Consider the following 26,382-nt stretch of genomic DNA (forward strand, 5'->3'; position numbering starts at 1 on the left):
CGCCGCGAACTTGGACCGCCCGTTTTAAGGAGCTTGTGTGTACTACTGGAATGACCTGGCGGAGGTTCCTGCCGGCATCGGTCCGACAGTAGTTACGATCGGCAACTTCGACGGCGTCCATCTGGGGCACCAGCACGTCCTGGACCGGCTGGTGAAGGTGGCCCGTGAGAAGGATGCCGCGGCAGTGGCCATTTCCTTTGATCCGCATCCGGCCCAGGTGCACCGCCCCGAGGCCGCCCCGGAACTCATCATGGGACCGCTGGACCGGCGCGAGGCACTGGCAGCCACCGGCCTGGACGGGCTGCTGATGATGCATTATGACTTACAGCTTGCGTCCCTGACCGCCGAGGAATTCGTCCGCCGGGTGTTCGTGGACGGACTGAACGTCCGCGCCGTCGTCATTGGCCATGACGTGCGCTTTGGCCGCGGCAATGCCGGTGACCTGCAGACCATGCGTGAGCTGGGCGCCAAACTGGGCTTTGAAGTGCAGGCGGTGGAGGACTTCGGCGCCCTGCCGGACGGGCCGGCAGAATCCGAGGGCCGGCGCTGTTCCTCCACCTGGATCCGCGAGGCATTGCGCAGCGGTGACGTGCGCACCGCAGCCCGGCTGCTGGGCCGCACCCACCGGATGCGCGGCGAAGTCATTCACGGCGCTGCCCGGGGACGGGAACTCGGATTCCCCACGGCCAATCTTGCCCCTGAAGCCAGCGGGTTGATTCCCGCGGACGGCATTTACGCCGGCTGGCTCGTTGACGAAGCAGGCACGCGCTGGCCCGCTGCCATCTCCGTGGGCTCCAACCCCACGTTCGACGGCGTGAGCCGGCAGGTGGAAGCCCACGTGATTGACCGTCCAAACGAGAAGATCACCGATTTTGACCTGTACGGTCAGCACGTTGTGGTGGAATTCGTAGAACGGCTCCGCGGCATGGTGGCCTATACCGGTCCCGAAGCCCTGATCGAGCAGATGCGCCTTGACGTGGCGCGCACAAGGAGCGTCCTTTCGACAGATGGCAGCGGGGACAGGTAAACTGGATTCAAATTCGGCTGCGGTCCGTGGCGGCTGAATTTCTTTGTGTCTTTCAGGATTTATCCTGAGCGGCGCCAAGATCCCCGGCAGCGCAGTGCTGACTCGGGCCTCACGGCACAACTCTAGGAGAGTTACATTGGCACTTGATCCCGTAGTCAAGCAGGAAATCATCAAGGAATACGCTCGGGCTGAAGGCGACACCGGTTCGCCCGAGGTTCAGGTTGCAGTGCTGTCGCGCCGCATCCTCGACTTGACTGAACACCTGAAGACGCACAAGCACGACCACCACACCCGCCGCGGCCTGATGGCCATGGTTGGTCGCCGTCGTCGTATGCTTTCGTACCTGAAGGATACGGACATCACCCGCTACCGTGCGCTCATCGAGCGCCTCGGCCTGCGCAAGTAGTCTTTGGAGAGGGCGGCCCCTGCGTTTCGTGGGAGCCGCCCTTTTTCAGGCAGGCATGGACACCGGCGTAGACCGGAAGCGCACCCGCCCTCGAATGATCCAAGCACTCAGCAGTACCAGGTAACAGCAGCACAGTAGTAAAGCAGTACCAGCACACATCAACAGGAGTCAGCCAGCATCGCAGCATTCGCGGTCCTCGGTAGTGGTCTCCGGGATTTTTCGCCCGTGGACCTCGATCGAAGACCGGGTGTTGAACCGAACCGCTCCACAGCGGTCAACGCGTTCATTGGGACGATGCTGGATGCCTCCGCCAATGAAGAAACGGAGGTGACTCTCTATGGAGGGTCCCGAAATTCAGTTCTCAGAAGCCGTCATTGACAACGGCAAGTACGGCCAGCGCGTCATCCGCTTCGAAACCGGCCGTCTGGCCCAGCAGGCTGCAGGCGCAGCCACTGTCTACATCGACGATGACACCGTCCTGCTGTCGGCTACGTCCGCCGGCAAGTCCCCGCGCGAAGGCTTTGACTTCTTCCCGCTGACCGTGGATGTCGAAGAGCGCATGTACGCCGCCGGCCGCATCCCGGGCTCGTTCTTCCGCCGCGAAGGCCGCCCGTCCACCGAAGCCATCCTGGCCTGCCGCCTGATGGACCGCCCGCTGCGCCCCGCCTTCGTCAAGGGCCTGCGCAACGAGGTCCAGATTGTGGTCACCGTCCTGGCGATCAACCCCGACGTGCTCTACGACGTCGTGGCCATCAACGCGTCCTCCATGTCCACCCAGCTGAGCGGCCTGCCGTTCTCCGGTCCGATCGGCGGCGTCCGCGTTGCCCTGATCGACGACCAGTGGGTTGCCTTCCCGAAGCACTCCGAACTGGAGCGCGCAGTCTTCTCCATGGTGGTTGCCGGCCGTATCGCCGGTGACGACGTCGCCATCATGATGGTGGAAGCCGAAGCCACCGACGCCGCCTGGAACCTCATCAAGGAAGAGGGCGCCACCGCCCCGACCGAAGAGGTTGTTGCCGAGGGCCTGGAAGCTGCCAAGCCGTTCATCAAGGTCCTGTGCGAAGCACAGTCGGACCTGGCTGCCCGCGCCGCCAAGCCCACCGTCGAGTTCCCGATCTTCCTGGATTACCAGGACGACGTCTACGAAGCCGTGGAAGCCGCAGCCGCTGACAAGCTGGCCAAGGTCTTCTCGATCGCTGACAAGCAGGACCGCGACATTGCCGCCGACGAGCTCAAGGACGAAGTTGTAACTTCGCTCTCCGAGAAGTTCGAAGGCCGCGAGAAGGAACTCTCCGCAGCGTTCCGCTCCGTCACCAAGCAGGTTGTGCGCCAGCGCATCCTCAAGGACCAGATCCGCATCGACGGCCGCGGCCTGACGGACATCCGCCAGCTGACCGCCGAGGTTGAGGTTCTGCCCCGCGTGCACGGTTCGGCTATCTTCGAGCGCGGCGAAACCCAGATCCTGGGTGTCACCACGCTGAACATGCTGAAGATGGAACAGCAGATTGACTCGCTGTCGCCGGTAACGCGCAAGCGCTACATGCACAACTACAACTTCCCGCCGTACTCCACCGGTGAAACCGGCCGCGTGGGTTCGCCCAAGCGCCGCGAAATCGGCCACGGTGCCCTGGCCGAGCGTGCGCTCATGCCGGTGCTGCCCACGCGTGAAGAATTCCCGTACGCCATCCGCCAGGTCTCCGAAGCCCTGAGCTCCAACGGTTCCACCTCCATGGGTTCGGTCTGCGCCTCGACGCTGTCCATGCTCAACGCCGGTGTTCCGCTGCGCGCTCCGGTTGCCGGCATCGCCATGGGCCTGGTCTCCGACCAGGTTGACGGCGAAACCCGCTACGCCGCCCTGACCGATATCCTCGGCGCCGAAGATGCCTTCGGCGACATGGACTTCAAGGTTGCCGGTACCTCCGAGTTCGTCACGGCCATCCAGCTGGACACGAAGCTCGACGGCATCCCCGCATCCGTGCTGGCAGCAGCACTGAAGCAGGCCCGCGAAGCCCGCCTGCACATCCTCGGCGTCATGGACGCTGCGATCGACACCCCGGACGAGCTCTCCGAGTACGCCCCGCGCATCATCTCGGTGAAGATCCCCGTGGACAAGATCGGCGAGCTCATTGGCCCCAAGGGCAAGATGATCAACCAGATCCAGGAAGACACCGGCGCTGACATCTCCATTGAAGATGACGGCACGGTCCTCATCGGCGCAACCAACGGCGAATCCGCCGAGGCAGCCCGTGCGGCGGTCAACGCCATCGCCAACCCGCAGATCCCCGAGATCGGCGAGCGGTACCTGGGTACGGTTGTGAAGACCACCACGTTCGGTGCTTTCGTTTCCCTGACCCCGGGCAAGGACGGCCTGCTTCACATCTCCGAGCTGCGCAAGCTCGCCGGCGGCAAGCGCGTGGACAACGTTGACGAGGTTGTCTCCGTCGGCCAGAAGATCCAGGTGGAAATCACCAAGATCGATGACCGCGGAAAGCTCTCCCTGTCTCCGGTAGTTGCTGACGACGCCGAAGGCGAAGAAGCAGCAGAAACCGAGTCCGCAGAGTAAATGTCACACATTGCTGATGGAAACCGTCCCGATGCCGGACATGCTCCGGCATCCGGGACGGTTGTCCGCCTTCCGCTGACCACTCTTCCCGGCGAACCGTCCCTTGTGATGGGAACTCCGGGAGGCGCCGTCGTGCACCGTTCCGTCCTTCCGGGCGGGGTGCGCGTGCTGACCGAGGCCATGCCCGGGCAGCGGAGCGCGACCATCGGTTTTTGGGTTGGTGTCGGCTCGCGGGATGAAGCCGCGGGCCGGCACGGCTCAACCCACTTCCTTGAACACCTGCTGTTCAAGGGCACCACGCGCCGTTCCGCGCTGGACATCGCCCTGGCCTTTGACGAGGTTGGCGGGGAATCCAATGCGGCCACGGCCAAGGAAAGCACCTGCTATTACGCCCGGGTGCTGGATACCGATCTGCCGATGGCCATTGACGTCATCACGGACATGATCACCTCCGCGGTCCTGGACCCGGAGGAACTGGAGCAGGAACGCGACGTCATCCTGGAAGAAATCGCCATGGATGCCGATGATCCCGCTGACCTGTGCCACGAAAAGTTTGCCGAAGCCGTCCTGGGCGACCACGCCCTGGGCCGCCCCATCGGCGGCACTCCCGAAGCCATCATGAGCGTTCCGCGCGAAGCCGTGCTGGAGCACTACCGGCGCTACTACCGCCCCACTGAACTGGTGGTTACCGCTGCCGGCGGCCTGGAGCACGACGACGTCTGTGCGCTGGTGCTCGACGCCCTGAAAAAAGCGGGCTGGGACCTGTCCGAGGACGCCACGCCGGCGCCGCGCCGGAACACCGAGCCTGCAGTCATCACCGGCACCGCCGGAGTTCAGGTCATCAACCGGCCGGTCGAACAGGCCAATGTGGTCATGGGCTGCCCGTCGCTGACGGCCACCGATGACCGCCGGTTTGCGATGAGCGTGCTGAACACGATCCTCGGCGGCGGCATGTCCTCGCGCCTGTTCCAGGAAATCCGCGAAAAGCGCGGCCTGGTGTACTCCACGTACTCCTTCTCGGCGTCCTACGCCGATGCCGGATACTTCGGCATGTACGCGGGCTGCTCCCCGGCCAAGACCCGGCAGGTCATTGACCTGATGGGGTCCGAGCTGGAGCGTCTGGCGGCCGATGGTGTGGATGAGGCCGAGCTGAAGAAGGCCCGCGGCCAGATTGCCGGGGGCATGGTCATGGCGCTGGAGGATTCCAGTTCGCGCATGTCCCGCCTGGGCCGGGCCGAACTGGTCAGCGGTGAATTCATCGACATTGACGAATCGCTGGCCCGCATTGGTTCAGTGACTGCGGTGGAAGTGCAGGCGCTGGCCGCTGAACTGGCTGCGGCACCGCGCACCATCACGATTGTCGGCCCGTTCGAATCGGCGTCGGAGCTGGGCTTCTAGCCTTCCCGTTCCCGTTCCCGTTCCATCGAACATACAGAAGGTGCACGTCCCAGCGCTGGGACGTGCTCTTTCTGTATGTTGGAGGGGCTTTCGGGGACCGACGACGGCGGGGGACAACGGGGGCGCGGCCCACCGCACGGGCGCGGCCCGGCTCAGCCGCCGGCAAAGGGCGGCAGGATGTCCACGGTGTCCCCGGCAGCCAGAGCCAGGGACCGGTCCCGCGCAGCGAAGCCGTTCACCAGGAACGTGCTGCGGGAAATCACGCTTTTGAGCGGCAAAGCGCCCGGGGCAGCGCCCTCGGGTGCCAGGGCATGCCGGGTCGCCAGGAATTCCAGCAGTTCACTTAGCGGCGCGCCCTCGGCAACGCCGTCCACGCCGGGCTCGAGGCAGGGCAGAGTTTCCTCCTCCACACCGGACGCGGCCTTGGCCGCACCAAAGTATCGAACTAGCACTTAGCCGCCTATCGCGCTCATGGTCCGGTCCGGCTGCACATAGTCAGCGTCGCCGAGCCCCGTATGGTCCATGCCGTGCGCCTTGGGCTTGCCCCACATGGCGTCCTGCCAGCGTGCCGCCACCAGGGCGTCGTCGGCGTCGGGGGAACGGAGCAGGTCCAGCAGATCCGTTTCCTCATGCGAAAACAGGCAGCTGCGCACCTTGCCTTCGGCCGTGATCCGGGTGCGGCGGCAGTCCGCGCAGAACGGCTCCGTCACCGAGGCGATGATACCCACGATCCCGGCAACGGTGTCCGGGGCGCTGCGGCGCCGGACTTCCCAGCGTTCGGCGGGGGCGCCGTCGCGCTGGCGCGGATCGGGAGTGAGAATGAAATCCCGCTCCAGCCGGCCGCGGATCTCCGCCGCGGTGATCATTCCGTCCCGGGTCCAGCCGTGGTCCGCATCCAGGGGCATCTGCTCAATGAAGCGCAGCTCAAAGCCGTGGCTGAGCGCCCATTCAAGCAGCTCCGGGGACTCGACGTCGTTGATCCCGCGCATCAGGACCGCGTTGATCTTGATCAGTCCCAGCCCTACCCGTGCGGCCTCCTCCACCCCGGCCAGGACCCGGGACAGGAACGGACGACGGGTCAGCTGCGCAAAGGTGTCCGGATGCAGGGAGTCCAGCGAGACATTAATCCGGGTCAGCCCGGCATCTTTGAGCGGCTGTGCTTTTTTGTCCAAGCCCAGCCCGTTGGTGGTCAGCGAAATCGGGAGGTCGGGATGGTTGGCACGGATGCCGGCCACGATGTCCACCAGGTCGGCGCGCACCAGCGGTTCGCCTCCGGTGAGGCGCAGCTCCCGCACTCCCAGAACATCGACGCCGATCCGCACCAGGCGAATAATCTCCGCGCCGGAGAGCACCTTGTCCTTCGCCAGCCAGTCCAGGCCCTCGGCAGGCATGCAGTAGGTGCAGCGCAGGTTGCATTTGTCCGTCAGGGACAGCCGCATGTCGGAGGCCCGGCGCCCGTAACGGTCCAAGAGCCCGTCGGCGGCGCGGATGCCGGCGGCCGCGGCCGAACCGTTGGTGGCGGAGCCGAGGGACGGTGAACCTGCGGCGTCAGCTTCATCAGAGCCGGTGGCACAACCGGCGGAAGCGGACGCGGCCGAGCCGCCCGCGGTTGACGGCGAGCCGATGGACGGCATTCCCAGCTGGATACCCATGGGTCGAGGTTACGCCCTTTCACGGTTAGGCTCTATCAATGCGTTTGATCCGTCGAAACCAGCGAATCCTGACTGCCTCCGCCGCACTGCTGGCGGTTGCAGCAGGCTGTTCAGCACCGGTTGCAGACGGCGGGGCTAATGGTTCGCAGGCACCCGACATCACGGTATTCGCAGCCGCTTCGCTCACGGATGTGATCGGAGCCATGAATGAAGCCTACGACGGCGGCGGCCGGCTTCGCATCAACCTCGGCTCAAGCGCCCAGCTCGCCGGACAGCTTTTGTCCGGCGCGCCGGCGGACGTCGTCATCACTGCCGACCTGGAGTCCTTGGACGCGGTCCGCGACGAAGGCCTGATCTCAGCTGAACAGGTGGTCGCCGGGAACACGACGGTCCTGGCGCTGGCGCCGGGAAACCCCGGCCAGGTGGCGTCGCTCGCTGATCTGGCTTCACCTCAGATTCAGTCGGCCGTGTGTGCGGCGTCGGTGCCGTGCGGCCGGGCCGCTGCGCGCGTGCTGGAGACCGCCGGGGTGGCTTTGGACGGGGAAAGCCGGGAAGACAGCGTCCGATCGGTCCTGACCAAAGTGGCAACGGGTCAGGCGGATGCCGGGCTGGTGTACCAAACCGACGCGCTCTCGGCTGCGAACCAAGGGGTGACGTATCTTGAAGTGAGTGATCCAGACCCCAACCAGTACCCCGCGGCCCTGACCGCGGAGGGAGCAGAGCATGCGGCAGCTGTCCGATTCTACGAGTGGCTTGCAGGGGAGGACGCCGCCCGAATCTTCGCCGACGCCGGCTTCCGGCCTCCGGGGCAGTGAGCCCGGCAAGCCGCCGGGTGCCCTTTCGGGAAAGCGGCCGGGAAGGCGGCCGGACACCGCGGGCAGGGACCGGCGCGCGGCTCAGGAAAGAGTCGGCGCGATGAACCGGGGCGCACGTGCCACCACCCCGGCCTGGCTCTGGATCCCGGCCTCGCTGGCGCTGTTATTCTGCGCCGGCCCGGTGGCCGCGCTGCTGTTGAACGTCCCCTGGACTTCTTTGGGCTCGCTGCTGACTGCTTCCGAAGCCCGCACCGCGCTGGGGCTGTCGCTGGCAACCTCCGTGGGTTCAACCCTGATCTGTGTGGTGCTGGGCCTGCCGCTGGCGGTGCTGTTCAGCAAGCTGGCCGGGCCGTGGATGCAGCTGCTGCGTGGGATCCTGCTCATTCCCCTGGTGCTGTCTCCGGTAGTGTCCGGAATCGCGCTGCTCTACTTTTGGGGGCGGCAGGGGGTCGCCGGCCGGGCGCTGGAATCTGTGGGTCTCGGTGTGGGCTATTCGCCGGCAGCAGTGCTGATTGTCCAGGTCTTCGTCTCTCTTCCGTTCTTTGTGGTGGCGTCCCTGAGCAGCCTGCGGGCGGTGGACCATGATCTGGAAATGGCGGCGGCCACCTCGGGAGCCGGCCCCACAGCGATCCTGCGCTACATCACCGTGCCGCTGGCGCTGCCGGGCATCATTGTGGGCGCACTGCTGGCCTTCGCCCGGTCCCTGGGTGAATACGGTGCCACCATCACCTTCGCCGGCAGCATTGAGGGGCGCACCCGCACCCTGCCGCTGCAGATTGAACTGAGCCTCAATTCCAACCAGCCCGAAATTGCGCTGGGCATCTGCCTGATCCTGATTTCGCTCTACTTGGTGCTGCTGGCACTGGCACGCTTCGGAGTGGCGCTGCTGCTGCCGCGCTGACCGGCGTAGCCTGCCGATCCTGATAGGCCGGCGGGGTTGCCCGGCCTATCAGGATTTGTCCAGCCGGTACCGGTAGAACAGAGCAGCACCCATAACGGGGCAGCACCCGCAACAGAGCGGTGCCTACAACAGAGCGGTGCCGGATTCACCGGCACCATCAGCATTAATGGAAGCGAGCGGCATGACACGCAAGGCCCCGAATTTTGCCCTGTGGGCTGCCGCAGCGGGAGTGGTGGCCGTGGGCCTGGGCGTGGCTGCGGGAGAGCTTTCCGCAGCGCTGATGAGCCCGTCGCTCTCTCCGGTCAGTGCAGTGGGCTCCGTGGTGATCGACGCCATGCCGGGGCCGGTGAAGGACTGGGCCATCGGCCTGTTCGGAACCGCCGACAAGGCAGCTTTCCTGGTGGCCATGGCCGTGGTCATCGCCGTGTGCGGTGCAGCCGCCGGCGTCCTGCAGCTGCGCCGCCCGCCCGCGGGCGCCGTCGTCATCGGGCTCTTCGGTGCGGCCGGTCTGGCCGCCGTACTCACCCGGGCGCAGATGAGCGTGCTTTCCCTGGTACCTCCGCTGCTGGCTGCGGCGGTGGGGATACTGGTGCTCCGGGCGCTGCTGGCCCGCATTGGCTCCTGGCGGGACGCAGCGCCAGACGACGCCGGTCCCCGCCGGCGCGACGTGCTGAAAACAGTGGGCGGGGGAGCCGCCGTCGGCGTGGTGGCCGGTGCCCTGGCCAGCGGGTCGCGGGTGGGGCAGGTCAACGCGGTGGCCCTGCGCGACGGCGTGGTCCTGCCCGCCGCTGCCACCCCGGCCGCCCCGCTGCCGGCCGGAACGGAGCTGGGGCTGCCCGGCCTCGATTCGGTGCTGACACCGGCCGCGGATTTTTACCGCATCGATACCGCCCTGAGCGTGCCCCTGGTGGATGCCCGGCAATGGACCCTCAAGGTCACCGGGATGGTGGACCGCGAGGTGGAGATCAGTTTCGATGAGCTGCTGGCCAAACCGCTGCAGGAAAGCTACGTCACGCTGGCCTGCGTCTCCAATGAGGTGGGCGGCAGCCTGATCGGCAACGCCAAGTGGCTGGGCTGGCCGGTGCGTAACCTGCTGGCGGAGGCCGGCGTGCAGGACGGCGCTGACATGGTGCTTTCCACCGGCAAGGACGGCTGGACCGCCTCCACCCCGCTTCAGGCCCTGACCGATCAGCGCGACGCGCTGCTGGCCGTGGGAATGAACGGGGAACCGTTGCCGCTGGAACACGGCTTCCCGGTGCGCCTGGTGGTGCCGGGCCTGTACGGCTACGTTTCGGCAACCAAATGGGTCACCGAACTCAAGGTCACCCGGTTCTCCGACGAGGTGGCCTACTGGACCCAGCGGGGCTGGACCGAGCGCGGACCGATCAAGCTCTCGTCCCGCATTGACACGCCCTCCCCGGGTGCGGCGGTGGACGCCGGGACAGTGACCGTGGCCGGCATGGCCTGGGCGCAGCACACCGGTATCAGCGGTGTTCAGGTCAGGGTCGACGACGGCGACTGGCAGGACGCAGAGCTCGCCGCCGCCATCTCGGCGGACACCTGGGTGCAGTGGTCCGCCGGCCTGGACCTGAGCCCGGGCAATCACACGGTCACCGTACGTGCCATCGACGCCAACGGTGTTGAGCAGGATGAAACCGAGCGGCCGGTTGTGCCCGACGGCGCCACCGGCCTGCACACTATCCGGCTTAGCGTCCGCTGAACCCGATGGGCAAACAACAACCGGCTCCGGCCGGAACACCTCAATGCGTTAGGGTCGGTGTGTGATGATCAGCACTCTGGAAGGTACCGTCAACTTTCGCGATATCGGCGGTCTGCCGTTGACCGGAGGAGGCAAAACCGCCTCCGGTGTCCTCTGCCGTTCGGACGCCCTCAACTCCTTGACGCCGCGCGGTCTGGAATGCCTCGCCGGCTCGGCCATAGACGTGATCGTGGACTACCGCACTCCCGGAGAACAGGAGATGGCGCCGGACCGGCTCCCGGCGGGGCGCCCGTTGACAACCGTGGAGATGTCCCTGTTCGAAGGTGCCTTCACCGGAATGGCCCAGGAGAAGATGCAGCAGGCCAGCCGCTCGGGGGACCCTGATGCGGCCGCCCGCGCAGTGCAGGCCGCAGTGGCTCAGCTGCCCAGCCTGGGTGAGCTTTATACAGGCATGCTGCAGGACGGCGGCGCTGCGTTCGCCGCTACCGCCCGCCGGGTGGCAGCCTCCCGCCACGGCTCGGCCACGCTGGTTCACTGCACCGCAGGCAAGGACCGCACCGGCGTGGCGATTGCCCTGATCTTGAGTGCCGTCGGCGTTGAACCGGAGGCCGTGACCGCCGACTATGAGCGAAGTGAATCAAACCTTGCAGGGGCCTGGGCCGACCGGATGCTCGGCATGATCGCCGGTATGGGTGTGCCCCTGAGCGAAGAGATTATTACGCTGGTCACCCGGGCACCTGCGGAAGCACTTACCGTGGCCATGGAGTGGGTGGCTGCCGAACACGGCGGTGCGGCCAACTATTTGTTGGCCAGCGGACTCTCTGGGGCCGAGCTGGAAGTGCTGGGCCGTCGGCTGCGGGCCTAGCGGCCCGCCCCTTCCGGAACCGAGGAAAACATGGATACTCGAGGCAACCAGCCGCGCACTGTGGCCGAGCACCAGGAAGCCGTACAGCTGCTGCTGCAAAACTTGCTGCTGACAACCCGGCGCCCGGCAGAGCGCCCGGCAGCTCCGGCGTACACGGACGCAGCATCACCCACCGAAGTTCTTGACCTCGTCCGGGCTGCCGGGCGGGTCCTGGCGGAGGACGTCCGGGCTCCGGGCAGCCTTCCCCCCTTCGATAACTCCCAGATGGATGGCTACGCCGTCCGGACAGCCGATCTGGCGAACCCCGGCGGCACCCGGGCCGAGCTGCCCGTCACCACGCCCATACCCGCCGGGATATCCGCTCCGCCGCTGCCGCCGGGAAGCGCCGCCCCGATCATGACCGGGGCCATGCTGCCGGCGGGCGCCGACGCCGTCGTGCCCATTGAACGCGCGGTACCGGCCCGGTTCCCCTCGGAGCGGGAACTGCCCGGCGCCACGGTTGCCCTTCCCGCAGGAGTGTCCCCGGGAGAATACGTCCGGCCCGCGGGCAGCGATATCCGTGCCGGCGCCGTGGCCCTGAGCGACGGAACCCCTCTGGGCGCCTCCCAGCTGGGCCTGCTGGCCGCCCTCGGAATTCCGCAGGTGTTGGTTCACGCACCGTTTCAGGTGCTGCTGCTGAGCACCGGGGATGAGGTGGTGGAGCCCGGACGGCCGCTGGAACCGGGACAAATCCACGATGCCAACACCACACTGCTGGCCGTGAGCCTGCAGGAAGCCGGCGCCGAAGTGGTCCTCGCCCGTATCGTGGCCGATTCACCGGATGAGTTCCTGGCCCGGCTCCGCGACGATCTGGGGCGGCATCGCGTGGACCTGATCCTCACCTCCGGCGGCATCAGCAAGGGAGCCTACGAAGTGGTGCGCCTCGCCCTGGCCTCCGACGGCGTGCAGTTTCTGTCAGTGGCCATGCAGCCCGGCGGCCCGCAGGGAATCGGTTCCCTGGACGGGATCCCGTTTCTCGGTTTCCCGGGCAACCCGGTGAGCTCCCTGGTGTCCTTTGAGATGTTTCTGCGCCCGGCACTCGGCGCCGTCACCGGCCGGCCCGCACCACGTGCGCAGCTGCCTGCCGTGCTGACCGAAGAAGCGCACAGCCCTGCCGGAAAGTACCAGGTGCGGCGCGGCCGCTACAGCCCGCCCGCCGTACCGGGAGCCGTTGGCCGGGTCGAGCTGATCGGCGGCCCCGGTTCGCATCTGGTGCATGCCTTGGCTTCATCGAACGCCCTGGTGCACATCCCGGCCGAAATGGACACCGTTCCGGCCGGTGCAGAAGTGACAGTATGGCTGTTGGACTAATTGCATCCGCTAAAAGGAGTTTTTCCATGACCGGCAGCGACGAGCAGCCCCTGGGGCTCACCCATGTCCGCGAGGACGGCTCCGCCCATATGGTGGATGTGTCCGCTAAGACCGAAACCACGCGCGTGGCCACGGCTACCGCACGGCTGCGCACCACCGCCGAGGTGATCAAGCTGGTGTTCGACGGCGGGCTCCCCAAGGGAGATGCTCTGGCCGTGTCGCGGATTGCCGGGATCATGGGCGCGAAGCAGACCTCCACCCTGATTCCGCTGTGCCATCCGCTGCCCCTGACCAAGGTGACCGTGGACTTTGAAGCCGGGGAAGCCGACGTCGTCATCCTGGCCACGGTGAAGACCAAGGCGCTCACCGGCGTCGAAATGGAAGCGCTGACCGCGGCCTCCGTGGCGGCCCTGACGCTGTACGACATGATCAAGGCCGTGGACAAGCACGCCTCGATCACCGACATCCAGGTGCTCGCCAAATCCGGCGGCAAGAGCGGAGACTGGACACTGTGAGCATCCACCCGTCAACACCGCACCAGCAGCCACGCCGCACTGCAGCCGTCCTTATCGCCTCCACGCGTGCAGCCCGGGGTAAGTATGAGGACAAATGCGGGCCGTTGGCCTCGGACTGGTTATATGCGCTGGGGTTTGACGTGGTGCTCGCCGAAGTGGTGCCGGACGGCGCCGCAGTGGGTGAGGCGCTGCGCCGGATGCTTGCGCTGGAACCGGCAGTAATCCTCACCAGCGGCGGCACCGGGCTGAGCCCCGATGACCTCACCCCCGAACAGACGCTGCCGCTGCTGGACCGGGAGGTGCCGGGGATCATGGAGGCGCTGCGCGCGGACGGGCGTACCAAGACGCCAATGGCAGCCATCAGCCGCGGCCATGCCGGCACTGCGGGACGGACTTTCATCGTGAACCTGCCGGGGTCGCCCGGTGCGGTGGCGGACGGTCTGGCGGTGCTGGAGCCGGTGATCGGACACATCTGCGGGCAGCTGGAAGGACGAAATGAGCACTGAGAACACAATGAGCACCTCCGAGGTGGTCCGGGCCACCGTGTCGGAGGTGCCGCTGAACGCCGAGCATGCCCACAATGCCGCCTGGTCGCCCGAGTGCGGCGCGGTGGTGGGCTTCAGCGGCATTGTCCGCAACCACGACGGCGGCCGCGGCGTCGCCAGCCTCTCCTACAGTGCGCATCCAAGCGCTGAAGAGGTCATTGCCGAGGTGGCCGCTGACATGGCGGCGAAGTATGACGGCGTCCGGATCTGGGTGGGGCACCGCACCGGTCCGCTGCAGATTGGTGATGCGGCGCTGGTGGCCGCCGTTGCCGCCGCGCACCGCGGCGTTGCCTTTGCCGCCTGCTCCGAACTGGTGGACACCGTCAAGACGCGGGTACCCATCTGGAAGGAACAGGGCTTCAGCGACGGGACCACCGAGTGGGTGGGCGTCAGCGACTGAGCCCGGGATGTCAGTGACGCCCCGCTGTGACCGGTAATCTTGGGGTATGACTGAGCAACTAGCCGTAGCCGTCCTCGGTGCCGGCGGCCGCATGGGATCCGAAGCCGTGAAAGCCGTTGAAGCAGCGCCCGACCTAAAACTGGTGGCCGCCCTGGGCCGGGGGGATTCCCTCGAGAGCCTGGTCTCCGCGGGTGCGCAGTACGTCATTGACCTCACCGTTCCGGACAGCACCGAAGCCAACGTCCGCTTCGCCGTGGAGCACGGCATGCACGCAGTGGTGGGCACCACCGGTTGGGACGCGGACCGGTTGGAGAGGCTTTCGGCCCTGTTGGAGGAACATCCCGGCACCGCCGTTCTGATTGCTCCGAACTTTGCCCTGGGCTCCGTGCTGGCCTCGGCCTTCGCGGCACAGGCCGCCAAGTATTTTGAATCGGTGGAAATCATTGAGCTGCACCACCCGGACAAGATCGATGCACCCTCGGGAACCGCCGTGCGGACCGCCGCGCTGATCGCCCAGGCCCGCGCCAATGCCGGCACGGGTCCGTCGCCGGATGCCACCACCAAGGAAGTTCCCGGTGCCCGCGGCGCAGATGTTGACGGCGTCCGCGTCCACTCTGTTCGCCTGCGCGGCCTCGTGGCCCATCAGGAAGTCCTCTTCGGCGGAGTGGGGGAGCAGCTGACCATCCGGCACGATTCCTTTGACCGGGCATCCTTTATGCCCGGCGTCCTGCTGGGCGTGCGCGAAGCCGCAGCCCACCCCGGCCTGACCGTTGGCCTTGACGGTTACCTCAACCTCAATGCTGCCAATGCCTAAACTCCTGCTCCCCACACTGATCGCTTAAGGAACACCTTGTCTTTTTTTACCGGGCTTTTCTCCAACAAAGCCAAGATCGGCGTCCTGCTGGTCACCCTCCTGCTGGTGTTCTATCTGGTGATTTCCTTCCAGCGCGGCTGGACGCTGCTGGGCACCGATGAGCTCAGCGCCAAGGCCCTCGGCGCGGCGTACCTGGTGCTGCCGATCGTGGGGGCCTGGGCGCTGATCCGGGAACTGCAGTTCGGCGGCAGGACCGAGAAGATGGCCCACATCCTCGCTGAAGAGGGCGGGCTCCCGGTGGATAATCTGCCCCGCACCCCGGGCGGCCGGATCATCCGTGAAGCCGCCGACGCCGAGTTCCCCAAGTATCAGGCCGAGGTGGAGGCAAAGCCCGCCTCCTGGCGCGCCTGGTTCCGGCTCTCCTGCGCATATGACGCCGCCGGGGACCGCAAGCGCGCCCGCAGTGCCATGCGGCAGGCCGGCAAGCTCTACAAGTAACCGGCTCTTCCTCAACGCGCCTCCCTCTCCCGCCCCACTCCACCCGCGAGATGGCAGTAGATGTCCGTCTCAGCGCTGAGAAGGACATCTACTGTTATTTCGTGAGGGACCCGTGGCGGGCCAGGGACGAGGCGCCGTGCGTGATCATTTCCAGCGGCCCGCGGGAGCCGAGCCTGGCAAAGAGAATGCCGATGCCGGCAGCCAGGACCGCCGAAATCCAGAACAGCCACACCGGTTCCGGCGGAACCGGTTGGGCGTCCGTGACGGACATGATCCACACGTGCAGGCTGTACAGAGTGAGCGTCATGGCCCCGGCGGCGGACAGCGGCAGCAGCAGGTTGGGCCGGGCCCGGGTCAGCAGCAGGCACACGCCGACGACGGCGGCTGCGGTACCGGCCGTGTGCAGCAGATCCAGCGGAGTGCCTGAATGCGGCCCGCTGACCGCCAGCCACCACCAGGTGCCGGTCTGCTCCACTCCGGCCAGATTGACTTCCAGCATCTGCGCCAGCGGCCAGGTGCGGCCGGCATTGGTCTGAAGGATGGCATCCCAGCCGCCCTTCTCCAGCAACAGGTAATAGCTCAGGAACTTCGCCCCCGCGGCAGCAACAATTCCAGCTGCCACCAGCCCCACCTGAACCGGCAGCTCGCCGAGCCGCAGCCGGCCGATCGTCAGACCGATCAGCAGATAGCTCAGCCATTGGACCACGGGGTAGAAGCCGGTAAAGAGGACATCCGCGGCCAGCGTGGCCGGTTCCAGGAACGCTTCCCAGCTGACGTTCGACCCCAGTGTGGCGGGAGAGACGTGATCGTAGATCCACGGCCGGACGAGGTACGCCGCAACCGGCGAGAGCAGCAGCCAGCCGCCGGCCCAGAGCGCAAGCTTCGTGACGGGCATACCCACAAACGGCAGGGCCAGCAGGAACAGGATCCCGTAGTGGAACAGAATAATCGCGATGGACGTGTCCAGCCCGCCGAGCGTCAGCCCGGCCAGCGCAATAATGAGTGCCCGCACGGCAATGCCGCGGCGGTCTGCGGACAGCGCCCGTCCGGTCCGCGGCTGGCTACCGCCGGTGAGCAGCGCCAGGCCGATCCCGGCCACCACGGCGAACAGCGCCGAGGAACGTCCGGAGAGCACAAGTCCGGTCCAGCTCGGCTCGCCGGTCTGCTCGTTGTACAGGGAAAAAATGTGGGTCGCCATCATGCCCAGAAGCGCTATGCCCCGGGCCGCGTCGATGCCCGTAAGCCGCCGTCCGATCATGATCCGATCGTCTCACAGCGGCGCAGAACTTCCGCAGTGAGCCCGCAGTGCCCTCCGAGCCCGCCAGAACCGTGTCCGCGTTGTCCCAACCATGCGTGCACCGGGTAACGTTTTACCCATGGCTGACTCTGATATTCGTGCACTTCCGTTTGGAACCCTCGTCACTGCAATGGTGACACCGTTCACCGAGGACGGAGCCGTGGACTACGACGCCACGGCCAAACTCGCCAATAAGCTGGTCGAAGACGGCTGCGACGGCCTGGTGGTTTCCGGAACCACGGGTGAAACCTCCACCCTCGAGGACAGCGAAAAGGAAGACCTGTTCCGCGTTGTTGCCGAAACCGTGGGCGGTCGCGCCAAGGTCATCGCCGGCACCGGCACCAACCACACCTCCCACTCAGTGGAAATGGCCCGACGGGCGCTCCGGGCAGGTGCGGACGCTCAACTGGTCGTGACGCCGTATTACAACAAGCCGACCCAGGCCGGCGTTCTCGCCCACTTCGAGGCCGTGGCTGCGGCCACCGACCTGCCGATCATGGTCTATGACATTCCCGGCCGCGCCGGCATTGCCATCTCCACGGACACGATGGTCAAGCTTGCGAACATTCCGTCGGTCCTGGCTCTGAAGGACGCAAAGGCGGACTTTGCCGCGATCACGCAGGTCCTGGCCAACACCACCCTTGATGTCTACGCCGGCGACGACGGCCTGACCCTTCCCTGGATGGCCGCCGGAGCTGTGGGCGTGGTCAGCGTTAGCGCCCACGTGGCCACCGCCCGGTTCCGTGCCCTCGTGGATGCCGCCGCCGCCGGCGACTTTGCCACTGCACGCCGGATCCACTTCGAACTGGATCCCGTGATCCGGGCAGTGATGACCCACATTCCCGGTGCCGTTGCCGCCAAGGCGATCCTCAAAATGCAGGGAGCGATCCCCAACTCAGCCGTCCGGCTGCCGCTGGTGGGTCCCGACGCCGTCGAAATGGAAACCGTGCTGACTGATCTGGCCGAAGCCGGCTGGGACTTTTCCCGGACCCTGACTTCGGAAAAGGCCTAAGGCGCCATGATGGAGGCAGTGGACACCGCGCTGAGGACCCCGCCGGCCCTGGACGAGGGAACTCTGCGGATTGTGCCGCTGGGCGGCCTGGGCGAGATCGGCCGCAACATGGCGGTCTTCGAGATCAACGGCAAACTGCTGATTGTGGACTGCGGCGTCCTCTTTCCGGAGGAGAACCAGCCGGGCGTTGACCTGATCCTGCCGGATTTCTCCTACATCGAAGACCGGCTCGACGACGTGGTGGGCGTTGTACTCACGCACGGCCACGAGGACCACATCGGCGCGGTTCCGTACCTGCTGCGAATGAAGCAGGACATCCCGCTGATCGGCTCCCAGCTGACGCTGGCCCTGGTCGAGGCGAAGCTGCAGGAACACCGCATCAAGCCCTACACCTTCACTGTCACCGAGGGGCAGGTGGAGCAGTTCGGGCCGTTCGAGTGTGAGTTCGTCGCCGTGAACCACTCCATCCCCGACGCCCTGGCCGTGTTCATCCGTACCGAGGCCGGCACTGTGCTGCACACCGGCGACTTCAAGATGGACCAGCTGCCGCTGGACGGCCGCATCACCGATCTGCGTGCCTTCGCCCGGCTGGGACAGGAGGGCGTGGACCTGTACATGGCGGACTCCACCAACGCCGACGTCCCCGGCTTCACCACTGCCGAGCGCGAAATCGGGCCGGTGCTGGAGGCCCTGTTCGGCAAGGTGAAGAAGCGCATCATCGTGGCGTCCTTCTCCTCCCACATCCACCGCGTGCAGCAGGTGCTGGATGCCGCAGCGGTGCATAACCGCAAGGTCTGCTTTGTCGGCAGGTCCATGGTGCGCAACATGGCCATCGCCGAGAAGCTCGGATACCTGAATGTGCCCGAGGGCATTCTGGTGGATCTCAAGAACGTGGACGAAATGCCCGATGACCGGCTGGTGCTGATGTCCACCGGGTCGCAGGGCGAACCCATGGCGGCCCTCTCCCGCATGGCCAACGGCGACCACCGGATCCGGGTGGGCCGGGGCGACACCGTCATCCTTGCCTCCTCGCTGATCCCCGGCAACGAAAACGCCGTTTTCCGCGTCATCAACGGCCTGATGAAACTCGGCGCCGATGTGGTGCACAAGGGCAACGCCAAGATCCATGTCTCCGGACACGCGTCCGCCGGCGAACTGCTGTATACCTACAACATCCTCAAACCAAAGAACGCCATGCCCGTGCACGGCGAGACCCGGCACCTGATCGCCAACGGCAAACTGGCGCAGGCGACGGGCGTTCCGGCACAGAACATCATCCTGGCCGACGACGGCACAGTGGTGGATCTGCGCGACGGCACGGCCCGGGTAGTCGGCGCCGTGGAGTGCGGCTTTGTTTATGTGGACGGCTCCAGCGTCGGCGAGATCACCGACACTGACATCAAGGACCGCGTCATCCTCGGGGAGGAAGGCTTCATCTCGGTCATCACCGTGGTCAACCGCAGCACGGGCACCATTGTCTCCGGTCCGGAGATCCATGCCCGGGGTTTCGCGGAGGGCGACGCGGTGTTCGACGAAATCAAACCCAAGATCAGCCAGGCGCTGGAGGAAGCCGTCACTTCCAACAAGGACCACACCACCCACCAGCTCCAGCAGGTGGTCCGCCGCGTGGTCGGCACCTGGGTCAACCGGCGCCTGCGCCGGCGCCCGATGATTGTTCCGGTGGTGCTGGAAGCCTAGGCCTGCAACCTCCCGGCATGCCTTCGGGAGCGCAGTAAATGGGGCCGGGCAGACGCGTAAATCCGCGGTTTGCCCGGCCCCATCGGGTACGGTGGAGCCTATGGCCACTCGTACTTCCCCTGCCGCACGCGGCGGTGCTTCCGGCCGGACCACCAGCCGGACCACCGGGGGCACCTCAGGAAAAAGCTCCGGCAAAACCCAGCCGCGAGGCAAAGCGACCGGCCGCTCCGGTGCTGCCGCCAAGGCCCACGCCGACGCCGAACAGGTTCCGCTGCCGCTGCGCGCAGTTCAGGGTGCCTGGATGGGGGTGGCCCGGCTGGCCGGTGCGGGCATCCGCAAGCTCGGCGCCGACGTCAGCCCGGACCGGGACATCCGCCGGGACGGCACCGGTTTCTTCCTGATCCTCACCGCCCTGGCCGTGGCCACTGTCGAATGGTGGGCGCTGCGCGGTCCGGTGGCGGATGTCATCCACGCCGGTGCTGCCGGCACCTTCGGCTGGATGGCCGTCGTCGTACCCTTCCTGCTCCTCACGGGAGCCGTCCGGCTGTTCCGCTATCCGGAGCGGCACCAGGCCAACAGCCGCATCAGCATTGGGCTGACCCTCATCCTTTTCGCCGGTTCCGGGATCACCCATATTGTGGGCGGTTCACCGGCACTCTCCGACGGCTTTGACCGGCTCTGGGAATCCGGCGGCATTGTCGGTTTCCTGGTGGCCGGCCCGCTGTCGGCGGCGCTGACCACATGGCCCGTCGCCATCCTGCTGGGGCTGCTGGTTTTTGTGGGCCTGCTCATCATCACCGCCACTCCCTTCCGGCACATTCCGCTGCGCCTGCGCGGGCTGTACGAGCACCTGATGGGCCAGGACCTGGCACCGGACGATCCCGAGGCGCACGACCAGAGCTACCTGTACGAACGCGACCGCCGTCCGGCCAAGGCGCCGAAGAAGAAATCGAAAATGTTCGGCCGCAACACCGGGCCCCAGGAGGACCCCTCCGCCGAAGGCTTCGCCGGAGACGAGGCCTTTGAACGCGCGGTGCTGGCCGATGAAGACGAGGAAGCCCTCGCCGCGGCCGCAGCCGAACCCGCTGTTCCGCCGGGAGTCCGCCGCCCCACCCGGTCCGAACTGGCCACCCAGAAGATTCGCCGCGCCCAGGGCCTGCCGGTTGATGGAGACCTGGACGGAGTGTTCGACGGCGCCGAGCCTCCCACCGAGGCGATCGCGATGGTTCCCGAAGCCGGAGCAGCCCTTGGAACGCCGGGCGGGCTGCCGGTGCCTCCCGCAGTGCCGCCGGTCCCCGCACGGACCGTGAAGAACCTCACCCCGGCCACGCCCATTCCGCAGCGCACCGAACAGCTCCAGCTCTCCGGGGACGTGACCTACACCCTGCCGCCGTCGGACTTCCTGCCCGCAGGACCACCCGCCAAGGAGCGCTCCGAGGCCAATGACGCCGTCGTCGACGCGCTGACCAACACCCTGGACCAGTTCAAGGTGGAAGCGCATGTGACCGGCTTCAGCCGCGGCCCCACGGTGACCCGCTACGAAATCGAGCTCTCCCCGGGCACCAAGGTGGAACGCGTTACCGCCCTGTCCAAGAACATTTCCTACGCTGTCGCCTCCTCGGACGTGCGCATCCTCTCGCCCATTCCCGGCAAGTCGGCGATCGGCATCGAAATTCCGAACGCGGACAAGGAAGTAGTGGCCCTGGGCGATGTGCTGCGTTCCAACGCGGCACGCAAGACCGAACATCCGATGGTCATGGGTGTGGGCAAGGATGTGGAGGGCGGCTTTGTAGTCGCCAACCTTGCCAAGATGCCGCACCTCTTGGTGGCCGGTGCCACCGGTGCCGGTAAGTCCTCCTTCGTGAACTCCATGATCACCTCCATCCTGATGCGCTCGACCCCGGATGAGGTGCGCATGGTCATGGTGGACCCCAAGCGCGTGGAACTGACCGCTTATGAGGGCGTGCCGCACCTGATCACGCCCATCATCACCAACCCCAAGAAGGCCGCCGAAGCGCTGCAGTGGGTGGTCCGCGAAATGGACACCCGGTACGACGACCTGGCGAACTTTGGCTTCAAGCACATTGATGACTTCAACAAGGCCGTCAAGCTGGGCAAGGTCATTCCGCCGGCCGGATCCAAGCGCGTGGTCCGGCCCTACCCGTATCTGCTGGTGATTGTGGATGAGCTCGCGGACCTGATGATGGTGGCCCCGCGGGACGTAGAAGACTCCATTGTCCGCATCACCCAGCTTGCCCGTGCCGCCGGCATCCATCTGGTGCTCGCCACCCAGCGGCCCTCCGTGGACGTGGTCACCGGCCTGATCAAGGCCAACGTGCCCTCCCGGATGGCCTTCGCCACGTCCTCGGTCACCGACTCCCGCGTGGTCCTGGACCAGCCCGGCGCCGAGAAGCTGCTGGGCCAGGGTGACGCCCTGTTCCTGCCGATGGGTGCCAACAAGCCCATCCGTGTTCAGGGCGCCTGGGTCACCGAGTCCGAAATCCACCGCGTGGTGGAACACGTCAAGGGTCAGCTCGGTGCCGTGTACCGCGAGGATGTCACGGTCACTGCGCCGAAGAAGCAGATCGAAGATGACATTGGCGATGACATGGACGTGCTGCTGCAGGCCACCGAGCTGGTGGTCACCACTCAGTTCGGTTCCACCTCCATGCTCCAGCGCAAGCTCCGCGTCGGGTTCGCCAAGGCCGGCCGCCTGATGGACCTGCTCGAGTCCCGCGGCGTCGTCGGGCCCTCCGAAGGTTCCAAGGCCCGTGACGTGCTGGTCAAGCCCGATGATCTTGCGGCCACGCTGGCGGCCATTAGCGGGGGAGAGGCCGCCAACGGTCCGTCATCGGCCGCGACTGCCGCGCTGGCGGAGAACGCCAACGCCAACCACGGATTCCAACCCGAGGGTCCCGTGGACCTGGTCGCCCAGGATCTGGAGGGCCGGCAGCAGGCCACCGAGTACTACGACGGCGAGGGCGGCGATGAAGACGGCGGATCCGAAGACGCCTGGAGTCTGACCGGCCGCTGAAACCCCGCTAGGCTGGAACCGTGAGCAACTCTTCTACCGGGAACGCCCCCCTCCTGAACATCGCCAACGTACTGACGGTTGTGCGGATCCTTATGGTTCCGCTTTTCATCTGGCTGCTTCTCGCCGATGACGGACGCCACGGCCTGTACCGCTGGCTGGCGGTGGCCACCTTCGCCGTCGCCATCTACACCGACAAGCTCGACGGCGACCTGGCCCGGAGCCGCGGCCTGATCACCAACTTCGGCAAGATCGCGGATCCGATTGCGGACAAGCTGCTGATCGGCTCGGCACTGGTGATGTTGTCCGCCCTGGGCGAGCTGTGGTGGTGGGTCACCATCGTGATCCTGGTCCGCGAGATCGGCATCACCCTGCTGCGGTTTGTCGTCATCCGCTACGGCGTCATGGCGGCCTCGCGCGGAGGCAAGCTCAAGACAGTGGTCCAGACCTTCGCCATCTTCCTGTACCTGTTGCCGCTGACAACCTGGCTTGGTGCCTGGGCCTGGTGGATTGGTGCCGTGGTGATGGCCGCCGCGCTGGTCATCACCGTGGTGACGGGTGTGGACTACGTCATCAAAGCCGTCCAGCTTCGCCGGCGGGCACTGCAAAACCCGGGTGGACGGTGACGGTGAGCGACATGGCCGATGCCGGCACAGCTGCAGCGGTGGTAGGTGCCGCCCAGACGGCAGGCCTGACCCTGGCCACCGCCGAATCGCTGACGGCGGGCATGGTCGCAGCGGAACTGGGCGCCGTTCCCGGGGTCTCCGCGGTTCTCGCGGGCGGGATCATCGCTTATTCCAACTCTGTGAAGAAAAAAGTCCTGGGGGTCGACGGCGATCTGCTCGCCACCGCCGGATCTGTCGACGCCGGAGTGGCCCGCCAGATGGCCGAGGGCGCCCGACGGGTCCTGGAGACGGACCTGGGGGTGTCCACCACAGGTGCCGCGGGCCCCGAACCGCATGACGGCAAGGCCGTGGGCTGCGTCTTTATCGCTGTGGCGTCCCGGGAAGAGACGTTCGTCCGGGAATTTCTGTTTTCCGGGGACAGGACAGCCATCCGTCGGCAGGCCTGTGACGAAGCCCTTGTACTGCTTGCCCGGGCACTTGCGGAGCACCCGTAACAGGGTTCCGGAACGGGGTTTTAGCCCCGGGAACAAATCCCGGAGAAGCTTAGTTGTTAGTATCAGGAACCGCCAAGGTTTCCCGACTACGATCTTTAGATACCTGCGGGGCAACCGCAGTCCGACCACATAGGGAGCAGGACGATACAGATGGTTAAGCAACCCGTATCCGTGAACGGCGTTATTCGCTGGCGGGATGTAGGGTTGGCGGAAGATGCACACCGGGAGCCAAAGGAGCGCAAAATGGTTGTTCTTCGTCATGAAATTGGCGACGTACTGCGCGATGTCCGTCAGCGTCAGGGGCGTACCCTGCGCGAGGTATCGCACAGCGCACGCGTTTCACTTGGCTACCTCAGCGAGGTGGAACGGGGTCAGAAGGAAGCTTCATCGGAACTCCTATCCTCGATCTGCACCGCGCTTGATGTGCCATTGTCCCTGATGCTTCGTGAGGTCAGTGACCGGGTGGCGAGTGCAGAAGGCATCGCCATACCCGACACCGTGCCGTCGGAATTCTCGCGCGAGTTTGCCCGCGAATTCCCTGAGGACATGGCCCGGGACCTGGCCCGCACACCGTAGACCTACATCAGCAGCAAGGCTGTAGCTCCTCAGCAGCCTGCCCAGTGATGCACAAAGACCCCGCCGGATATCGGCGGGGTCTTTGTGCTGTAACGGGGGTGGGCTCAGCTTCGTTGTTAGCGCTCCCGGGCATACGCCTCGTTCAGCTTATTGAGCAGGGACCCCAGCTGGACCAGCTCATCCTCACCCCAGCCTTCCAGGAGCGTGTGGAACAGATCCTTGCGGGCCGCCTGGGTCTTAACCAGGGCCTGCGAACCCGCAGGAGTCAAGGAAATGGTCTGGGCGCGCCCGTCAAGCGGATCGGCGTGCTTCTGTACCAGTCCCAGACTTTCCAGAATCACGATCTGACGGCTGACCGAGGGCTTGCCGATTCCTATGCTGGCGGCAATGTCCGTCAAACGCATGGCCTGATGTTGCTGCAGTAGCACCAGCAGGCCGTAGGCCGCCGGTTCCATATCCGGGTGCACCTCACGTGCCACCTTGTGCGAATTTGATCGGGCCCGGCGCCACAGCAGGGACAGGGCATGTTCCAGCGTGTCGATGGCCGCTTCGTTGTGCCGCGGTTCTGGGGAGGAGGCCTGCTCGGTCATGGACTCCATTCTAGGCGGAGGACGGGGGAGGGTGAGCTCCCGGATCCGCGCCTGACCTCAGACGGGGGTCTGAGCGTGAGAAGATTAAGCGATGCGACTCAGTGATTTTTGGCGGCTTATGGACGATGAATTCGGCCCTGCCTACTCACGGGTGCTTGCCTCGGACCTTGTCCTGGGTTCTCTGGGCGGTAAGACAGCTGCCGAGGCACTCAAGGGCGGAATCGAACCCAGATCCGTGTGGCTGGCCGTCTGCGATATCCAGGACGTTCCGGTGGAACGCCGGTTGGGCCGGGACATCCAGCCGAAAAAGTGATGGCTTTCCTGTATTGAAGCAGGACACGCCGAAGTGAAGATTCGAATACCTGTTCGGATACCGATATGCTCCTACACAAGGGCGATACGACCGCAGAATTGCCCCTGATATCCCCACGGCAGTCCGCTCTGCTGTTTTGTCAGTGCCGCCGCATATGGTCGTAGGTGAGCAGGACAACCGGCCTCCGGGCCACGCAAAACTCCAACAACCGAGGTGAAGAATGGCAGCAGCAGTCGACCGCGCAAAAGCTCTTGAAGCAGCGCTGGCCCAGATCGATAAGCAGTACGGCAAGGGCTCGATCATGCGGCTCGGTGACGAAGTCCGCGCTCCGGCAGAGACCATCTCCACCAGTTCGATCGCCCTGGACCTGGCACTCGGTATCGGCGGGCTTCCCCGCGGCCGCGTCGTAGAGATCTACGGCCCGGAATCCTCGGGTAAGACCACCCTGGCGCTGCACGTTGTCGCCAATGCCCAGAAGAACGGCGGCATCGCTGCCTTCATCGACGCGGAGCACGCCCTGGATCCCATTTACGCCGCCCGTCTTGGCGTGGATACCGATTCCCTCCTCGTCTCCCAGCCGGACACCGGTGAGCAGGCCCTGGAAATCATGGACATGCTGATCGGTTCGGGCTCCGTTGACGTAGTGGTCATCGACTCCGTGGCAGCGCTGGTCCCGCGCGCCGAAATTGAGGGTGACATGGGTGACAGCCACGTGGGCCTGCAGGCGCGCCTCATGAGCCAGGCGCTCCGCAAGATCGCCGGACGCCTGAGCCACACCAACACCACGGCAATCTTCATCAACCAGCTCCGCGAAAAAATTGGCGTCATGTTCGGTAGCCCGGAAACCACCACCGGTGGCAAGGCCCTGAAGTTCTACGCCTCCGTGCGCATCGATGTCCGCCGCATCGAGACCCTCAAGGAAGGCACGGTTCCCGTGGGTAATCGCACCCGCGCCAAGATCGTCAAAAACAAGATGGCGCCGCCGTTCAAGCAGGCGGAGTTTGACATCATCTACGGAACCGGCATTTCCCGTGAGGGCGGGCTGATTGATATGGGTGTGGAGCACGGCTTCGTCAAGAAGTCCGGCGCGTGGTTCACCTACGACGGTGACCAGCTGGGCCAGGGCAAGGAAAATGCCCGTAAGTTCCTGCGGGACAATCCGGAACTGACTGATGAGCTGGAGCGCCGGCTGCGCGAAAAGCTGGGCATCAACGGACCCGCCTCCGAAGAAGCTCCGGCTGAACCGAAGCTCAAGGCAGTTCCGAAGGACGCTTAG

The 26,382-nt window shown here is 65.8% G+C and carries 26 protein-coding genes; 22 read left to right on the plus strand and 4 right to left on the minus strand.

From position 1 onward, the window contains the following. Positions 1–37 precede the first annotated feature (37 nt). From ABIB35_RS07915 to ABIB35_RS07930, 4 genes are all read left to right on the plus strand, one after another. Positions 38–1,027, plus strand: coding sequence for a bifunctional riboflavin kinase/FAD synthetase (locus ABIB35_RS07915; protein WP_354180341.1), 990 nt, complete (start codon positions 38–40; stop codon positions 1,025–1,027). A 136-nt stretch (positions 1,028–1,163) separates the two neighbouring features. Continuing rightward, positions 1,164–1,433: a 30S ribosomal protein S15 gene (gene rpsO, locus ABIB35_RS07920; RefSeq protein ID WP_104055387.1), complete on the plus strand. Its 270-nt coding sequence runs from the start codon at positions 1,164–1,166 to the stop codon at positions 1,431–1,433. Positions 1,434–1,770: 337 nt separating this feature from the next. Then, positions 1,771–3,996, plus strand: a complete 2,226-nt coding sequence (locus ABIB35_RS07925; protein WP_354180342.1) for a polyribonucleotide nucleotidyltransferase — start codon at positions 1,771–1,773, stop codon at positions 3,994–3,996. Next, complete coding sequence (locus tag ABIB35_RS07930; protein ID WP_502915749.1) at positions 3,997–5,394, plus strand: M16 family metallopeptidase; 1,398 nt, start codon at positions 3,997–3,999, stop codon at positions 5,392–5,394. 152 nt (positions 5,395–5,546) lie between these two features. On the opposite strand, the gene ABIB35_RS07935 is transcribed toward ABIB35_RS07930, so the two are convergent. Beyond that, complete coding sequence (locus tag ABIB35_RS07935; protein ID WP_354180343.1) at positions 5,547–5,846, minus strand: MoaD/ThiS family protein; 300 nt, start codon at positions 5,844–5,846, stop codon at positions 5,547–5,549. Continuing rightward, positions 5,847–7,046: a GTP 3',8-cyclase MoaA gene (gene moaA, locus ABIB35_RS07940; RefSeq protein WP_354180345.1), complete on the minus strand. Its 1,200-nt coding sequence runs from the start codon at positions 7,044–7,046 to the stop codon at positions 5,847–5,849. A 38-nt stretch (positions 7,047–7,084) separates the two neighbouring features. Between moaA and modA the strand changes: the two genes are divergently transcribed. The 10 genes from modA (at position 7,085) to ABIB35_RS07990 (ending at position 15,469) form a co-directional block, all read left to right on the plus strand. Further along, a complete protein-coding gene (modA, locus tag ABIB35_RS07945) occupies positions 7,085–7,861 on the plus strand; it encodes a molybdate ABC transporter substrate-binding protein (protein WP_354180347.1) in 777 nt (258 codons plus the stop codon). Between the two features lie 100 nt (positions 7,862–7,961). Further along, complete coding sequence (locus ABIB35_RS07950; RefSeq protein WP_354180349.1) at positions 7,962–8,762, plus strand: molybdate ABC transporter permease subunit; 801 nt, start codon at positions 7,962–7,964, stop codon at positions 8,760–8,762. Positions 8,763–8,943: 181 nt separating this feature from the next. Next, positions 8,944–10,482, plus strand: a complete 1,539-nt coding sequence (locus ABIB35_RS07955) for a molybdopterin-dependent oxidoreductase (RefSeq protein WP_354180351.1) — start codon at positions 8,944–8,946, stop codon at positions 10,480–10,482. Positions 10,483–10,546: 64 nt separating this feature from the next. Further along, complete coding sequence (locus tag ABIB35_RS07960) at positions 10,547–11,347, plus strand: tyrosine-protein phosphatase (protein WP_354180466.1); 801 nt, start codon at positions 10,547–10,549, stop codon at positions 11,345–11,347. A 30-nt stretch (positions 11,348–11,377) separates the two neighbouring features. After that, positions 11,378–12,697: a molybdopterin molybdotransferase MoeA gene (locus tag ABIB35_RS07965; protein ID WP_354180353.1), complete on the plus strand. Its 1,320-nt coding sequence runs from the start codon at positions 11,378–11,380 to the stop codon at positions 12,695–12,697. 26 nt (positions 12,698–12,723) lie between these two features. Then, the gene (moaC, locus tag ABIB35_RS07970; protein WP_354180355.1) at positions 12,724–13,212 is read left to right on the plus strand and encodes a cyclic pyranopterin monophosphate synthase MoaC; all 489 of its coding nucleotides are present in this window, start codon (positions 12,724–12,726) and stop codon (positions 13,210–13,212) included. Between the two features lie 2 nt (positions 13,213–13,214). Beyond that, a complete protein-coding gene (locus tag ABIB35_RS07975; RefSeq protein ID WP_502915754.1) occupies positions 13,215–13,718 on the plus strand; it encodes a MogA/MoaB family molybdenum cofactor biosynthesis protein in 504 nt (167 codons plus the stop codon). Beyond that, positions 13,708–14,157 carry a molybdenum cofactor biosynthesis protein MoaE gene (locus ABIB35_RS07980; protein ID WP_354180359.1) on the plus strand — a complete coding sequence of 150 codons (450 nt, stop codon included), beginning with the start codon at positions 13,708–13,710 and terminating at the stop codon, positions 14,155–14,157. Before ABIB35_RS07975 ends, ABIB35_RS07980 begins: the two co-directional genes overlap by 11 nt. A gap of 46 nt (positions 14,158–14,203) precedes the next feature. Then, positions 14,204–14,971 (plus strand): 4-hydroxy-tetrahydrodipicolinate reductase, encoded by a 768-nt coding sequence (gene dapB, locus ABIB35_RS07985; RefSeq protein ID WP_354180361.1) that lies wholly within the window; start codon positions 14,204–14,206, stop codon positions 14,969–14,971. A 36-nt stretch (positions 14,972–15,007) separates the two neighbouring features. Then, on the plus strand, positions 15,008–15,469 hold the full coding sequence (locus tag ABIB35_RS07990) for a hypothetical protein (RefSeq protein WP_354180363.1): 462 nt from the start codon (positions 15,008–15,010) through the stop codon (positions 15,467–15,469). 94 nt (positions 15,470–15,563) lie between these two features. Here the strand turns inward: ABIB35_RS07990 and ABIB35_RS07995 are convergent, their stop codons facing one another. Further along, positions 15,564–16,727 (minus strand): heparan-alpha-glucosaminide N-acetyltransferase domain-containing protein, encoded by a 1,164-nt coding sequence (locus ABIB35_RS07995; RefSeq protein ID WP_354180365.1) that lies wholly within the window; start codon positions 16,725–16,727, stop codon positions 15,564–15,566. A 118-nt stretch (positions 16,728–16,845) separates the two neighbouring features. On the opposite strand from ABIB35_RS07995, the gene dapA reads away from it, so the two are divergent. From dapA to ABIB35_RS08025, 6 genes are all read left to right on the plus strand, one after another. Next, the gene (dapA, locus tag ABIB35_RS08000; protein WP_354180367.1) at positions 16,846–17,778 is read left to right on the plus strand and encodes a 4-hydroxy-tetrahydrodipicolinate synthase; all 933 of its coding nucleotides are present in this window, start codon (positions 16,846–16,848) and stop codon (positions 17,776–17,778) included. A gap of 6 nt (positions 17,779–17,784) precedes the next feature. Then, positions 17,785–19,476 carry a ribonuclease J gene (locus ABIB35_RS08005; protein ID WP_354180369.1) on the plus strand — a complete coding sequence of 564 codons (1,692 nt, stop codon included), beginning with the start codon at positions 17,785–17,787 and terminating at the stop codon, positions 19,474–19,476. A gap of 100 nt (positions 19,477–19,576) precedes the next feature. Further along, positions 19,577–22,510, plus strand: coding sequence for an FtsK/SpoIIIE family DNA translocase (locus ABIB35_RS08010; RefSeq protein WP_354180371.1), 2,934 nt, complete (start codon positions 19,577–19,579; stop codon positions 22,508–22,510). Between the two features lie 20 nt (positions 22,511–22,530). Then, complete coding sequence (gene pgsA / locus ABIB35_RS08015; protein WP_354180373.1) at positions 22,531–23,133, plus strand: CDP-diacylglycerol--glycerol-3-phosphate 3-phosphatidyltransferase; 603 nt, start codon at positions 22,531–22,533, stop codon at positions 23,131–23,133. Between the two features lie 11 nt (positions 23,134–23,144). Then, a complete protein-coding gene (locus ABIB35_RS08020; RefSeq protein ID WP_354180468.1) occupies positions 23,145–23,627 on the plus strand; it encodes a CinA family protein in 483 nt (160 codons plus the stop codon). A gap of 150 nt (positions 23,628–23,777) precedes the next feature. Then, a complete protein-coding gene (locus tag ABIB35_RS08025; protein WP_269436918.1) occupies positions 23,778–24,203 on the plus strand; it encodes a helix-turn-helix domain-containing protein in 426 nt (141 codons plus the stop codon). A 116-nt stretch (positions 24,204–24,319) separates the two neighbouring features. Here the strand turns inward: ABIB35_RS08025 and ABIB35_RS08030 are convergent, their stop codons facing one another. Further along, positions 24,320–24,793: a MarR family winged helix-turn-helix transcriptional regulator gene (locus tag ABIB35_RS08030; protein ID WP_354180375.1), complete on the minus strand. Its 474-nt coding sequence runs from the start codon at positions 24,791–24,793 to the stop codon at positions 24,320–24,322. 91 nt (positions 24,794–24,884) lie between these two features. Between ABIB35_RS08030 and ABIB35_RS08035 the strand changes: the two genes are divergently transcribed. Next, positions 24,885–25,106 (plus strand): DUF3046 domain-containing protein, encoded by a 222-nt coding sequence (locus ABIB35_RS08035; protein WP_354180377.1) that lies wholly within the window; start codon positions 24,885–24,887, stop codon positions 25,104–25,106. A gap of 220 nt (positions 25,107–25,326) precedes the next feature. Next, complete coding sequence (gene recA / locus ABIB35_RS08040) at positions 25,327–26,382, plus strand: recombinase RecA (RefSeq protein WP_354180379.1); 1,056 nt, start codon at positions 25,327–25,329, stop codon at positions 26,380–26,382.

Source organism: Arthrobacter sp. UYP6 (assembly GCF_040547315.1).
Lineage (GTDB): Bacteria > Actinomycetota > Actinomycetes > Actinomycetales > Micrococcaceae > Arthrobacter_B.

Coding starts and splice junctions, on each gene's coding strand:
- ABIB35_RS07925 (WP_354180342.1), top strand. CDS start 1,771: ATGGAGGGTCCCGAAATTCAGTTCTCAGAAGCCGTCATTGACAACGGC.
- ABIB35_RS07930 (WP_502915749.1), top strand. CDS start 3,997: ATGTCACACATTGCTGATGGAAACCGTCCCGATGCCGGACATGCTCCG.
- moaA (WP_354180345.1), bottom strand. CDS start 7,046: ATGGGTATCCAGCTGGGAATGCCGTCCATCGGCTCGCCGTCAACCGCG.
- modA (WP_354180347.1), top strand. CDS start 7,085: ATGCGTTTGATCCGTCGAAACCAGCGAATCCTGACTGCCTCCGCCGCA.
- ABIB35_RS07950 (WP_354180349.1), top strand. CDS start 7,962: ATGAACCGGGGCGCACGTGCCACCACCCCGGCCTGGCTCTGGATCCCG.
- ABIB35_RS07955 (WP_354180351.1), top strand. CDS start 8,944: ATGACACGCAAGGCCCCGAATTTTGCCCTGTGGGCTGCCGCAGCGGGA.
- ABIB35_RS07960 (WP_354180466.1), top strand. CDS start 10,547: ATGATCAGCACTCTGGAAGGTACCGTCAACTTTCGCGATATCGGCGGT.
- ABIB35_RS07965 (WP_354180353.1), top strand. CDS start 11,378: ATGGATACTCGAGGCAACCAGCCGCGCACTGTGGCCGAGCACCAGGAA.
- moaC (WP_354180355.1), top strand. CDS start 12,724: ATGACCGGCAGCGACGAGCAGCCCCTGGGGCTCACCCATGTCCGCGAG.
- ABIB35_RS07980 (WP_354180359.1), top strand. CDS start 13,708: ATGAGCACTGAGAACACAATGAGCACCTCCGAGGTGGTCCGGGCCACC.
- dapB (WP_354180361.1), top strand. CDS start 14,204: ATGACTGAGCAACTAGCCGTAGCCGTCCTCGGTGCCGGCGGCCGCATG.
- ABIB35_RS07995 (WP_354180365.1), bottom strand. CDS start 16,727: ATGATCGGACGGCGGCTTACGGGCATCGACGCGGCCCGGGGCATAGCG.
- dapA (WP_354180367.1), top strand. CDS start 16,846: ATGGCTGACTCTGATATTCGTGCACTTCCGTTTGGAACCCTCGTCACT.
- ABIB35_RS08005 (WP_354180369.1), top strand. CDS start 17,785: ATGATGGAGGCAGTGGACACCGCGCTGAGGACCCCGCCGGCCCTGGAC.
- ABIB35_RS08010 (WP_354180371.1), top strand. CDS start 19,577: ATGGCCACTCGTACTTCCCCTGCCGCACGCGGCGGTGCTTCCGGCCGG.
- ABIB35_RS08020 (WP_354180468.1), top strand. CDS start 23,145: ATGGCCGATGCCGGCACAGCTGCAGCGGTGGTAGGTGCCGCCCAGACG.
- ABIB35_RS08025 (WP_269436918.1), top strand. CDS start 23,778: ATGGTTAAGCAACCCGTATCCGTGAACGGCGTTATTCGCTGGCGGGAT.
- ABIB35_RS08030 (WP_354180375.1), bottom strand. CDS start 24,793: ATGACCGAGCAGGCCTCCTCCCCAGAACCGCGGCACAACGAAGCGGCC.
- ABIB35_RS08035 (WP_354180377.1), top strand. CDS start 24,885: ATGCGACTCAGTGATTTTTGGCGGCTTATGGACGATGAATTCGGCCCT.
- recA (WP_354180379.1), top strand. CDS start 25,327: ATGGCAGCAGCAGTCGACCGCGCAAAAGCTCTTGAAGCAGCGCTGGCC.